The sequence below is a fragment of the Meiothermus cerbereus DSM 11376 genome, assembly GCF_000620065.1.
Lineage (GTDB): Bacteria > Deinococcota > Deinococci > Deinococcales > Thermaceae > Meiothermus > Meiothermus cerbereus.
In genome coordinates this window covers 23645-35376 of record NZ_JHVI01000032.1, presented here as the reverse complement: position 1 = coordinate 35376, position 11732 = coordinate 23645, and the positions used below count along the sequence as shown (strand labels likewise).

At 61.6% G+C, this 11732-nt stretch carries 11 protein-coding genes; all 11 read right to left on the bottom strand.

Annotated features, from left to right (window positions below; translation table 11 throughout):
• Positions 1–236: 236 nt before the first annotated feature.
• The 11 genes from cas2e to Q355_RS0111695 all read right to left on the bottom strand — a co-directional run bounded on the left by cas2e (position 237) and on the right by Q355_RS0111695 (position 11702).
• Positions 237–617: a type I-E CRISPR-associated endoribonuclease Cas2e gene (cas2e, locus tag Q355_RS0111745; RefSeq protein ID WP_027877980.1), complete on the bottom strand. Its 381-nt coding sequence runs from the start codon at positions 615–617 to the stop codon at positions 237–239.
• Positions 571–1533 (bottom strand): type I-E CRISPR-associated endonuclease Cas1e, encoded by a 963-nt coding sequence (cas1e, locus tag Q355_RS0111740; protein WP_024050677.1) that lies wholly within the window; start codon positions 1531–1533, stop codon positions 571–573. The genes cas2e and cas1e overlap by 47 nt, the downstream gene beginning before the upstream one ends.
• A 2-nt stretch (positions 1534–1535) precedes the next feature.
• Positions 1536–2189 (bottom strand): type I-E CRISPR-associated protein Cas6/Cse3/CasE, encoded by a 654-nt coding sequence (gene cas6e, locus Q355_RS0111735; protein ID WP_027877979.1) that lies wholly within the window; start codon positions 2187–2189, stop codon positions 1536–1538.
• A complete protein-coding gene (gene cas5e, locus Q355_RS0111730; RefSeq protein WP_027877978.1) occupies positions 2164–2859 on the bottom strand; it encodes a type I-E CRISPR-associated protein Cas5/CasD in 696 nt (231 codons plus the stop codon). Before cas5e ends, cas6e begins: the two co-directional genes overlap by 26 nt.
• A gap of 1 nt (position 2860) precedes the next feature.
• On the bottom strand, positions 2861–4063 hold the full coding sequence (gene cas7e / locus Q355_RS0111725) for a type I-E CRISPR-associated protein Cas7/Cse4/CasC (protein WP_027877977.1): 1203 nt from the start codon (positions 4061–4063) through the stop codon (positions 2861–2863).
• An 8-nt stretch (positions 4064–4071) separates the two neighbouring features.
• Complete coding sequence (locus tag Q355_RS0111720; protein ID WP_051529408.1) at positions 4072–4602, bottom strand: DUF2939 domain-containing protein; 531 nt, start codon at positions 4600–4602, stop codon at positions 4072–4074.
• Positions 4599–5195: a type I-E CRISPR-associated protein Cse2/CasB gene (gene casB / locus Q355_RS0111715; protein ID WP_027877975.1), complete on the bottom strand. Its 597-nt coding sequence runs from the start codon at positions 5193–5195 to the stop codon at positions 4599–4601. Before casB ends, Q355_RS0111720 begins: the two co-directional genes overlap by 4 nt.
• A complete protein-coding gene (casA, locus tag Q355_RS0111710) occupies positions 5179–6723 on the bottom strand; it encodes a type I-E CRISPR-associated protein Cse1/CasA (protein WP_027877974.1) in 1545 nt (514 codons plus the stop codon). The genes casB and casA overlap by 17 nt, the downstream gene beginning before the upstream one ends.
• A gap of 13 nt (positions 6724–6736) precedes the next feature.
• A complete protein-coding gene (gene cas3, locus Q355_RS0111705) occupies positions 6737–9463 on the bottom strand; it encodes a CRISPR-associated helicase Cas3' (RefSeq protein WP_245597565.1) in 2727 nt (908 codons plus the stop codon).
• Positions 9464–9492: 29 nt separating this feature from the next.
• On the bottom strand, positions 9493–10506 hold the full coding sequence (locus Q355_RS15820) for a helix-turn-helix transcriptional regulator (RefSeq protein ID WP_036259372.1): 1014 nt from the start codon (positions 10504–10506) through the stop codon (positions 9493–9495).
• A 275-nt stretch (positions 10507–10781) separates the two neighbouring features.
• Positions 10782–11702 carry a C40 family peptidase gene (locus tag Q355_RS0111695; protein ID WP_027877972.1) on the bottom strand — a complete coding sequence of 307 codons (921 nt, stop codon included), beginning with the start codon at positions 11700–11702 and terminating at the stop codon, positions 10782–10784.
• Positions 11703–11732: the final 30 nt, after the last annotated feature.

Below are 11732 nucleotides of genomic sequence, written 5' to 3'. Positions count from 1 at the left end.
GCAGCGGTTCATCCCCGCGGGTGCGGGGAATACGGTAGAGGGGCTTCGGTCGCCGTTGAGGAATCCGGTTCATCCCCGCGGGTGCGGGGAATACGATGACCTTGGCCTTCCATTGCGACAGGGTTTCGGTTCATCCCCGCGGGTGCGGGGAATACCAACGAACAAATGGCGTAGCCGCCTTGCGTGCCGGTTCATCCCCGCGGGTGCGGGGAATACACTTGATTCTAACAGCAAAATTAGCTGCTAGACCCCTCGGAAGTGTCAGAATCCCGAGTTACTTTGTCAAGATTCGCCCCTGGTTTGCTTTTTCTGCTTCGCTTGTGATGCATACGCTCCCATTCGGCATTTTTCACTGCTACCAGGGTCAGGCCATCAAAGTCTATCAGGGTGCGGGTGGTATCGCCATGGGTTCGAATAGCAAAGCCCTGTTCGTTGTTGGTGCGGTAGAGCAAGCAGCAGCGGCCCGAGCTTTTCTTGGCAATGCACTTTTCCCAGAGCAAATCGCGCACCAGTGCCGAAACGCTGCCCACAAACACGCCCGTGCTCACCTCGAGCATCCAGCGTGAAAGCTCACCCCTCAGGGTCTTCGGCACCTTCTCCAGAACGATCACTACCATAGCTTATCCCGCCCGGAACCGGGCCCTCGGGGTCCCACAGCTCACCTGGGGCCGCAGGGTCGGCGGCGTAGGGGTCGGGGGTCTCGAGCGCGTCGAAGAGGCTATGCAGGTCGGAGACGATGCGCTCCAGGAGCTTCACTTCCTTGAGTTGCTGGCGTAAGGTGTGGCGCACCCGGCGTTCGACGCCCGAATCCGACTCGGCCACCACCCGAAAAGCAGTAGGTATAAGGGTCTCGGCTTTGTAGATGTCGGCTACGTCATAAACAAACGAAAGCTGCTTGCCGGTGTGGATGAAACCCAGGGCCGGGCTGTAGCCCGCCGAGAGGATAGCGGCGTGGGCCAGGCCATACAGACAAGCCGCCCCGGCGGAAAGCGCCCGGTTGATGGGATCGGCAGCCGCCCAGTTGCCCCGGTCGTAGTTGCGGCCCTTCCACTCCACGCCTGTTTCGCGGCTCCAGCGGGCGTAAGTGTCGCGCACCCGCACCCCTTCCAGGCCTCGAATCTGCTCGAGGGTCAGTTCGGGTGAGAGGGGCTCGGCAAAGCGCAGCCGGTAGAGCCGCTTGACCACCTCGAGGTGGGCTTCTGGGTCGGCCCAGGCCCGCACCTGGCGCATCAGGTTGGCGCTGGAGCGGGTTTCCCCCATCCCGCTGGCGTAAAAGCGCACCATCTCCTCTCCTACCCAAAACACCGAGCAGCCGTTGTTGGCAAGCTGGCGTATGGCCGCGTGGGTAATGGAGGTGCCCGGGCCCAGCATCAGCACACCCAGCGCAGCAGCGGGAATCATGACCACGCCTTCCTGGCTATAGCAGGCCACGGCTTGGTCTTGCTGCTCGAGGCGGCCATGCTCCAGGTAGAGGTACGAAAGCCCGTCGCGGAACTTGGGCAGCTCTTGCAGGTTGCGGGTCTCGTACCTCATGGCTATCCCTTGCCAATGGAAAGCAGGCCGAAGCCCAGGGCTTTGGCGTGGCCCAGGCCCGCCGCCAGGGTTTGCTGGAAGGCCTCAAGGTCGGCAATCTTCAGGTGCCCCTCGTACAACACCGACTGCAACACAATGGGCAAGGCCTCCGAAGGCCCGGACTCATCGGCGTTCTTGGAATGCTTGTAGAACCTGACCTTCTCGCTTTGAACCACCATCGCGCCCAGCACATTGAACCCGCCGCTAGTGCCCTGCCGCACAAGCCACTCGAGCTGCTCTTCTACGCTCCTGAGGCCGTAGCGCTTGCGTTTAGTGGGGTTGTGCGGATCCCTGCGGGTAACGGTGGGGTTGGCCCGCAGGCGAAAGCGCAGCACCTGACCGGGCTGGAGGTGCTCGAGGGGAACCGGCTTGTACTGGGGCGCTTGGGCGAAGTAGCCGGGGAAGCGCTGTAGCAGTTTTTCCCAGTTCGGCGTTTCAAGGCTCTGCACCAGCACCGTCGGGGTTTTTCCCTCCTCCGCCCGCCACAAAAAGCGCGGCGGTGTCTGATCGGGTTCGGCAAAAGCACGGCAAAGGGTGGCGTGCATTTTGTAGGGGTTGGCCAGGTCGGTGCGGGCCTGTTTGGAGCGGGGGTCAAGCAAAAGACGGCTCAGGTACATGCCTTACCTCCACAACATCAGAAATCACAAAACGGGCTCCAAAGCGGCGTTCGGCAAAGGAGCCCAGAGGCTGATCCATGCGCAAAGAGCCTTCACTTGAACCCCGATTTTCCAGCAGCACCGGCAATCTGGCCGACTCGAGGTCTTTTCCCTGGTCGTCCTTTGGCCACTGCCGCCCGAGGTAGCGGTATTGCAGCGCTTCTTTCAAAGGCGCCTTGCACAGGCCGTCCTCGAGGTATACACCCGGACTTGGCACATAACCTTTTCTACCGAGAAAGATGGGCCAGATTGGATTCTTGAGCGACTGGTGAACGCGCTCGAGCAGCCCCCGATCCTCTCCCTCCAGCCCCACCAGGAAGACCGCATCGGCCAGGTAGTAACGCCGCGAGACGGTGGTGGGGTGTATCTTGGACTCGTCGGCGGCGATCACGTTCTGCGCGGTCTGGTAGTCGTAGCGCAGCACCCCCGGCTGATCTATCCGCACGCCCATCCGTAAGTCTGCGAGTTGCAGCACCAGCTCGCGCTCTTCGCGATCTATACCCATCGCGGCGCACAGCAGGCCGATCACCCCACTCTTGGATGGGGTGAGGTCGGTGTCCCGCTCGTCAAAGCGGCTCTTGGTGCCCCAGGACTGCATGGGGCCTGCCAGGCGCAACAGCAAGGTGGGCATCTCACACCCCCATCTGCTCGCGCACGGCTTCCAGGGTTTTTTCAATCAGGGTTTTTAGATCCGTCACCGGCTCGCCCACACGTTGGTTTTCGTCTTTGTCGTTGCGCCTAAAGTCGGCCTCGTCTATCTCTGGGGCATTGAGGCGGAAGGTTTTTCCGGCCTCACCGTAGCAGGCCTCGAGCCAGCGCCACTTCTGCTCGAGCCTGACCGCAGACATTGCCGTGAGCGACAGATTACGGTTGGGACGCACCGGTTTTTCGAAAGCATTAGCCAGGTTGCGCGGGTCGGCCTCCTGGCGCACGGTGAACAAAACGTACTCCGGATCGTTGTGGGCAGCGAAGCTATTTTGCTTGCCGCTGGGTTTGGCCTTGACGGTTGCTTTCAGGAAGGCCTCGAGGCCCTTGAGCATCAGCCCGGTGTCGCCCTGGAGGTTCTCGCGGAGCTTCTCGAGGTCTATGGCGACATAACGGTAAAAGCAAGCTGAGTTGAACTCCACCGTGCCGATCATGTCGGCTCCCGAGTTATCGTCGGGCTTAAGGTCGTCCACCGCGGTGTAAAAATCGAACTCGCGCTCCACCGCGTGGGTGGAGATGGCGTGGGCCACCTGGCAGGCGGCATCCTGGTTCTTCTCGGGAAGGTCGGCCAGCATGCGCCCGAACAGGGCCACGTCCAAGGCCTTGCCGCCATCCAGCACGCTGCCCAGAGCCTTTTTGATTTCGACGGAGACAGCCTCCTTGGCGGCTTTCTTGGCGTCTTTGGCTTTCTTTTTGGCTCCCTCTTCCTCAGCCTGGGGGGCCACCAGGCCATCCCAGTGCTGGTGGATGAGATCAGCGATTTTGGCTATCTCCTGTTTGCCCAAAAACAGCAGGTACTGGGTTTTGTCCTCATCAACGACCTTTAGGCCCATACCGCCCAGGGCCTGCTCCACCTTCCGGCGGGCTTCCTCCTTGTTCCTGCCCTTGGCCTCGAGCTGATCTACCAAGACCTGCACCAGCCGCTTGGTGCGCAAAGCCAGCACCTCCTGGGGCAGGCCGTTGGGATGGTTGCGCACGTACTCCCGTGCAGCCCGCTTGAGGCACTGGCTGCTGATGCGTCCGCGGCGCACCCCGCCAAAAATGGCGTCCTTGGGAGAACCGGTATCGTCGCGGTTGAGGTTGCTGGGGGCGAAGTTTTGCAGGATGTGGATCTCGAGCAGGTGTTTCATGTTTTCTCCTATTTGGGCAGGGTGTTGACCTGTAGCCGTACAACTTTCCAGTTCAGGCCCCGTCGTTCCATCAGGAGCCCCTCGCTAGGGTTATCTTTGGGATGCAGCAAAGCTCGGGAAAATCCCTCTCGCTTGAGGCGCCAGTCACGAACCGCCTCGAGGTCGCCCTTCTGCGGCTCCTGGCCGGTGCCGATGCTGGCCAGGCCTTCGGGGGTGACTAGCACGCTTACCAACTGATCTATCAGCGGGGCCACAAACAGCAGACCCAGCGCCCCAAATCCGGTCTGGTCTTGTCTGGCCTGCTCTACCAACATGCGGTTTAGGTCAGCCTTGAGGCTTTCACGCACACGGGGAAAATCAATGTAGCGCTCGAGCGCCGAAGGGTCGTTGCGCTGGATGGACTGCTGGATGCCCCTAAGCGTCAGGTAGGGCGAAAACCAGGCGTAAGCCAGCAGCAGTAACAATCCAGCCAATACGGCCAAAAAGAGAAGCGGCTTCCTGGGGGTGGGGGTGGATTTTTCTTGGCTTTCGGTGTTCATTCTTCTCCTCCTTGGGTTTCTTTTGCCACAGTGCGGTAAAAAGCCCTGGCCCACTTCTGCTGCACCGGCCTGTGCTCGTAGTCCCAAGCCAGCAGGTCACGCAAGAGTTCCGACCAGTAGATGGGGATGCCTTCCTCGCTCTTGAGCAGCCGCACCATCTGGCGCATCCGGTATGGGAGCTGTTCCTCATCGGCATCAAGCAAGGCGACGAAGCGCTGCTCGATGCTTTTGGACTGGCCACGGGCGAGGTAAAGCTGGGCGATGGCGTGGCCCAGTGTGCGACGGTAGCCTTTGTTCACGTTGCTTTGGTCGCCCTGGCTCACTTCAGGTTCTTCCTCGGGCTGCCGGCGAAAGCGCTCCAGCTCCGACGAGGACACCGCGCTCGCCCACAACCCCGCCACCAGGTAGTAACAAATCCGCTCCCAGCGAGCCTCGTAATCGTCCTGAATACGCGCCAAGAATCCCTCGACCAACGGGATCACCTCCGCTCCCGGATCAGCTAGGGCACGGCGCATCCGCGCCAGGTCGGCGGACTCACTGTGCTTTCGCAGGTACTGCACAAAAGCCTGTTCTCTACTAATTTCCTTTTGCACCCACTGCCTCCTTTCGGTAGAAACGGGAGAGCAAAATGCCCTCGCTCTTGTAAATGGCTCTTAGCGCCCGGGCGTCATTTCCAGCGACCAGAGCGGTGAGTTCCCAGGCCCGCAGGGCTTCGCGTTTGAGGGTTTGCTGCCAGTCTTGCTCGAGCCGGGCCTGCTGCTCTAGGAAATCGGGGCCGAGCCGCAGTATCCAGTCGGCGAACTGGCCTTCGAGCGCCGACCAGTAAGCCGCCTGGTGAGGAAAGCTCTGAACCAGCCTGCTCACGTCGTCTTTATGAGGCTGCCGATCCCCCATGGTCAGGAGTTCGGTGGCCAGGGCTCGAGCGGCCCCATTCAAGGCCTTTCCCATCTCTTCGGCCTGATCCAGGCACTTTTTGACGAAAACGTGTAGATCGGCTTTGCCCAAAATGGCCTCAGGCAGGCGGTACGTCTCGCCACGCCAGAGTTCGATCTTGGCCTGATCGTTGGCCTGCCCCGCCACCATCACGGGGATACCCCGCTTCTCGAAATGGCAGTGCAGCTTGTCGTAAACGTTGCAGGCATGGTTAGCCACCTCCAGACCCTGGGCCGAGCCGGGCTTGGGCAGCAGGGCGGCGAAGTCCCGCCACAAGGCCCTACCTTCGCTGAAACCGAGGGGACGCTCCTTGGTGGGGTCTTTGGGATCAGGGCGAACCGCCACCATCGGGTCGCGGCGAACCTGGCTCTCCTCGTAGCGAACCCCCGAGGCGTAGGCGATCCAGCGCACAACTGTCTGACCGCTTTCTTCTTCGGGCTCGAAGCGAACCGCGCGCGAGAGCCAGGTGTAGCGGTGAACGATGCCCTTGGCGCTGGCCTTTGCCCGCTCGCAGTCCGCCAGGTCGGCAACCCGCAGGGGCTCTTTTTCCCAGGTAGCGAAGTCGCGCTCGAGTTCGTGCTTTTGATAGGCAACCAAGTTCAGGCACAGCGTCTGGTGAAGGTTTTCGCCCAGCATCAGGGCCAGGGCCGCGGTGGCGACCGGTGCGGTGGCGGTGTGGCACAGCACGCTTTTGCCCGCAGAAAGGGCAAAGGTCTGGTTGGCCACCAGTAGGCGGGCGGCCTCATCCGGCTGGAGTGGGCGAGGCCGCGAGGTGATGGTGTGGTCGAAGAGCACCTTGTTGTTGTCGGAGTTGAGTTCGGGGGCCAGCACCGTCCAGGAGCGGCTGGAGCGCTCGAGGGTGAAGTCGGGCACCTGGTAGAAGGGCCGCTCGGGGTGGAACAGGTCGAAACGGTCGTGGTACCTGACCAGATAAGCGCGGATCTTCCCCTGGTCAAAGCCGTTTTTGAACCATTCTGCCGCCTCATAAGCATCGCCCGGGCCCTCCAGCGCCCGGTGCAGGATCGCCAGGAGCAAGCGGTGCAGGGCCACCGTCACCAATGGGCTGGGGTCTTCGATGCGCTCGAACCGGCGGGCTTCGAGCAGGGCTTGCTCGAGGCTGACGAGTCTCAGCGCACCCTGCTGTCGCGCGGGAATCCAGGGTTGGGTTATTAGATTGAACGTGGGCAAGACATACCTCCTACTATTGACTCCTGTAAATCACTCCAAGCGCAGGGTGCAGCTCGAGTTCAAGTCCCCCCAGTACGGCCCTGCCCCCCTCGAGCACCACCGGATGAGCGTGGGCCAGCAGCGGGGTTTCGCTCCAGAGCTGGGCAGAGAGGCCCTGGGCCTTCCGGTGGGCCTTCAGCGCCTCGAAGTCGCCTTGCACCAGTTCGTGGCGGCTGAGCTTGACCGAGCGGGCGAAGATGCGCTTGCCCTCGGCCAGCTCGAGCTTGCTGTCCAGTTTGACCGGATGCTGGCCCGCGGCGTCTAGGCAGAGCTGACCGTTGACCCTGTGGAGCAGCACCACCGTGGCGCTGGGGCGGCCTTTGCGGGTTTTGGTGGGGCTGGGGTCGTCGTCGGGGTTGGGTTCGTCGTCGGGCAGCTTGGGGAACTCCTGGGGGTCGAGCCAGTTGGTCTCGTCGGGCAGGCCGAAGGGGGCGTAGGCCGCCTCGTCCAGATCCCTGGAGTCCCGCCGGTGCATGCGGTTGCAGGCCTGCTTTAGAGCCTCGAGCCATTCGTGCGAAAGCCCCTGGGGCGCAGGGTCGCTGTAGACCTCCTGTACCAGACGATCAATGTCGTCCGGAAGCTCAATCTGGCCACGGTTTTTCAGGGCCAGCCAGCTTCGCAGCAGGACGTAGCGCTCGTAAATCTGCTCGGCAGAGCCGAAATCGGGCACCCCTTCGCACTCTAGGCCCGCCACCCACAGCACGGGCGTGGTGTGGGCGTGGCGCTGCCTGGGGTCACGCTGGTGACGGTGCAACCGCCCAGCGCGTTGCAGCACCAGATCCACCGGGGCCAGGTCGGTGAACATGACATCGAAGTCGAGGTCGAGGGATTGCTCCACCACCTGGGTAGCAACCAGGATAGCCCTGTGCGGTCTGCGTCGACCCAGGGCGCTATGCTTGCCAAACTTGACCTTGACCCAGCGCTCGAGCCGCAAGCGATCCTCGAGCGGGAAGCGGGCGTGGAACAAGCAGACCTCCACGCCATCAGAGTTGCCTACCAGTTTCAGGTATAAGTCCTGCGCCCGCTGTACGGTGTTGACGATGCAGGCCACGCAACCACCCTCTTTGGCCTGCTCGAGCGCTTTATTAGCGATGTCCTCGAGGTCAAGCGGCAAGGCCTCTAGCACCAGAGTAGGCTGTTTCCTCGCCTCAAAGGTTTCCACGACAGGTTTAGCGTTGCCCTTCACGACGCGGGTGATGCGCGGGTAGGGCTTATCTTCTGCTGCGGGTATCTCCCCTGCGCCGAACGCCTTTAGCAAAGCCTCCCGCTTGGCCTTTGGCAGCGTTGCGCTCATCAGCACAACCGACGAGTCCAAAGCCCAAAGCCAGCGCACCAGGGTCTCGATCAGGCTGCCGGTGTAGGTGTCGTAGGCGTGCACCTCGTCCAACACCACCACCCGGTTGCCCAGGCCCCACAGCCGCACAAACTGGTGCTTGGTGGGCAGGATGCCCAAGAGGGCCTGATCTACCGTGCCCACGGCGTACTCCGAGAGCAGACCGCGCTTGCGGTGGGAGAACCAGACCTGGGCCTCTACCCCTTCCTCTCCCCCTTCAGGCGTGTTGGGGCGCACAAGTATCTTCTGGTAAGCCTCCACCAGCTCGCTGGCCCCGTGCAGAAGTTGCAGGTCGAGCTTGCGGGACGCCCCGTAGAGGCCCAGAAACTCCTTGGTTCGCTCAAACATCAGGTTGCCGGTGGCCTGGGTGGGCAGGGCCACGTACATCCCCCGATGACCGTTGGCCGCCTGAAGGCGCAGATGGGCATAGAATGCGGCCTCGGTCTTGCCTTCGCCCATTGGAGCCTCGATCAGGAACAAGGCGGGAGCGCTCACATGATCCAACATGCGCTCGAGAGCAGCCTGCAGCGGGCGGGCTTTGAACGGCTGGCCGGGTTTGCCCAGGTAAGCAAACACCGCTTCCAGGCTTTGCATCTCGGGCATCAGGGCTTCCCGCTCGAACCAACCGATGCTGTCGAGCCTCTGCGCCGCTCGCACTCTGGCCTGCCGGTAATACCTACCCAGGTCGTCGTCAAGTGGGTGGAAGTCGAGGCTCGAGCCGATCCAGTCGGCGAAGCTGGTGAGGCCCGCCAGTCGCTCGAAGGCGGCGCCTTTATAGATGCAAACCTTAGGGGCCTCCCCTACCCGGAGTACCTTGAGCACGGCATTGAAAAGCTCGCTGCGCACGCTGTCCCAATCCGCATTGCCTTTCTCTTTTTCGGTCGAAGCTTCATCCAGGTCGTTCCTCGTAGCCCGGAAGCCGTGGTGCGCGCCCACCGCCGCCGCGACGTTCTCAGCAGCCCTACGCTTCCAGCCTCGCTCCACTAGGAGATTGGGCAGCACCGCCTCACTGATGAGGCTGTGCGAAACGTCGTCCGGTGGGGGTGTGGGATTGTTTGTCCAAGAAAGGCCACTTTTCCACACCCGCTCTTTGCCCACATCCCACTTCTGCTGGAAGGCCGGGCTGGCCTTGCCCAGGTCGTGTAGCCCCGCCAGGGCACAAATCCAGGCTTTGGCCTGCTGGCTGTCGAGCTGCAAGTCCGCAGCGTATAGCTCGAGCGTCTTGGGGGGTTCGCGCTCCAGGATCACCTCGGCGCTGGCAGCCACATCGAGCAGATGAGCGATAAGCGGATGCCAGGAACCGTCGTTCTTCTCTCGGTCACTTTTCGCCCATAGCGCTTTTGCCCTGTCCGATAAACCCATGTTCATAGCCTCCCACCTCAGCGCGACAAATCCTGTCACGAATCGTTATGGTCTTCCAGCTCGTCCTTTTTAGCCAGCGCTGCCACCTCCTGTGCCTCCGAAAGCCACCGCTGCCGCAGGTTGGCTGGCTCCAGAACCTCAATGCGCGACCCCCAGCTTTGCACCCACGAGAGCAGCTCGAGCGGGAAGTTGTCGTTGTTGGTTCCCACAGTAATACAAACCTCGAGACCCCCATCTGGGAGCCTCGAGGCAATGCGCAGGTTGGGGTAGCCGCCCTCCAGAATGCGGTAAGCAGCCTCGGGGCGGATTCGCAGCCGGACTTCCACCGGCGAACCGCCGCTGCTCCCGATCACCCCCCAGGCATTGGAGAGGTATTGGCGGGGGTCGAAGTCCTGGGGGATGGTGTAGGCGCCAGGCTCACCAATGATCCTGACCCGGCGCATTCGGCTCAGCTTGTAGGTACGCAGGGCCTTACGGTAGTTGCGCTCATAACCCACCACATACATACCCAGATTGGTACGGGAAATCTCCAGGAAGTAGACCTCGAGTACGCTTTTGCGCGGCCTGCCCGAGCCGCCCGGCTTAAGGTAGTCGAACTCGATTAACTGGCGTTTAAACCAGGCCTCGGCCACCATTGCCATAGCCAATCCCTCATCCCGCTGCTGGAGGGTGCGACGCTCGAGGTCTTCGGTGCTTTTGAGCGCCAGTTCCTGGGCGGGGGAGGGCAGCCGCAGGGCCAGTTTTTTGAGGGCCGATAGGTAGGTGGGCTCATAGCCGGGGGTGTGGTGGTAGAGCATCCGCAAAGCGCTATGCGTAATCAGGGCTTCTATGGGGCTTAGCTCCTGGCTTTGCAGAAGCTGATACCGGGGCGAGCGCCCCTCTTTGTCTACCTGGATGGCTTGCAGATCCTCCAGCAAGCGCAAGGCCGTCCGCTTACTTACCCCTAGCGCATCGCCTAGCTCCTGGGCCGTGTAGGGTCTGGCTGCCAGCAGGTCTCGAGCTTCCAGCAAACGCAGCGACTTTTTATGGTGGGCACGCTCCCAGCTCATATGACCTTTATTGCAGTCTAATGAGCAGCGTCCAGCGCTTGTCCAGTTTTTATTTTTAGGATTTTTCTACTCAGATTATTTGATAGGGTTTATTTAACTCTGTTGGCCCTGGGCCTTGTGCCATGCAAACCCTGCCTGATAAGAAGTGTCTTAGATTCGTACTTTTTGCTGGGATCCCTACCCGAAACGCTGCTCTTATATCCGGACGGTTTTGACCTGCACCAACCAGAAAGCTTCAGGTAGGGTTGGTATGAGGGGCCAGAGCCCAGATGCCCTCAGGGTTGCTGGGCCGACAGGGCCTCCACCCGCTTGGCCCCCCGGTAGACCCGCTTGTAGAAGGGGCTGTCCAGGCTTTCGATCACCACCCGGCTGCCGTAGCTGTTGGCGTGGGCAAACACGCCGCGGCCCAGGTAGATGCCCACGTGGTCAATCTGGCGGCCCCCAAAGCTAAAAAACACCAGATCGCCCTGGCGCATGGCCCCTTGTACGGTGCTGAAGGCGGCCCATTGCTCGCGGCTGGTACGGGGCAGCTTGATACCCACCTCGGCAAAGACCTGCTGCACAAAAGCCGAGCAGTCCACCGCGCGGTCGGAGTTGGCCCCAAACACATAGGGCAGGCCCAGGTATTTGAGCACCACCAGAATCAGGGGGTGGGTGGGGTCGTAGTCGGTGTCGAGGGGTTGGCTGGGCTGGGGTGGCGGAGCGGGCTCGGGTGCAGGCTGGGGTGGGGTGGGACTGGGAAGCGGGGTCGAGTTAACCAGATTGGCCGAAGCGCCCGCGGGTGGGGCGGGATTGGGGTTGGTAGGGGACGGATTGAGAGGTGCAGCCGGTGGGTTGCTGGGAGTAACCACGCCCACCTGGGGAATCCGCAGCACCTGTCCAAGCGAAAGGGTGGTGCCCTCGAGGTTGTTTTCTTGCTGGATGGCCTGCACCGTGGAGCCATAGCGCCGGGCAATAGAAAAAAGTGTATCGCCGCGCTGGACAGTGTGCTGTACCGTCTGGGGTGGCAACTGGAGCACCTGCCCCACGCTCAGGGTGGCGTCGTTCAGGCCATTGAGCCGCATCAAAATTTCCACGGTGGTATCGTGGCGCTTGGCAATCGAGTACAGGGTGTCGCCGCGCTGCACCGTATAGGTGGGGCCAGCCTGGGCCAGCACCAGGGCAATTAGCCAGGGCAACACAGCAATTATACGCATACTAAACGTAAGTATACGTCGAATTTTCAT

What these genes read in the sequence shown, in the direction of transcription:
- cas2e (WP_027877980.1), bottom strand. Translation starts at nt 617, where the DNA reads ATGGTAGTGATCGTTCTGGAGAAGGTGCCGAAGACCCTGAGGGGTGAG.
- cas1e (WP_024050677.1), bottom strand. Translation starts at nt 1,533, where the DNA reads ATGAGGTACGAGACCCGCAACCTGCAAGAGCTGCCCAAGTTCCGCGAC.
- cas6e (WP_027877979.1), bottom strand. Translation starts at nt 2,189, where the DNA reads ATGTACCTGAGCCGTCTTTTGCTTGACCCCCGCTCCAAACAGGCCCGC.
- cas5e (WP_027877978.1), bottom strand. Translation starts at nt 2,859, where the DNA reads ATGCCCACCTTGCTGTTGCGCCTGGCAGGCCCCATGCAGTCCTGGGGC.
- cas7e (WP_027877977.1), bottom strand. Translation starts at nt 4,063, where the DNA reads ATGAAACACCTGCTCGAGATCCACATCCTGCAAAACTTCGCCCCCAGC.
- Q355_RS0111720 (WP_051529408.1), bottom strand. Translation starts at nt 4,602, where the DNA reads ATGAACACCGAAAGCCAAGAAAAATCCACCCCCACCCCCAGGAAGCCG.
- cas3 (WP_245597565.1), bottom strand. Translation starts at nt 9,463, where the DNA reads ATGAACATGGGTTTATCGGACAGGGCAAAAGCGCTATGGGCGAAAAGT.
- Q355_RS15820 (WP_036259372.1), bottom strand. Translation starts at nt 10,506, where the DNA reads ATGAGCTGGGAGCGTGCCCACCATAAAAAGTCGCTGCGTTTGCTGGAA.
- Q355_RS0111695 (WP_027877972.1), bottom strand. Translation starts at nt 11,702, where the DNA reads ATGCGTATAATTGCTGTGTTGCCCTGGCTAATTGCCCTGGTGCTGGCC.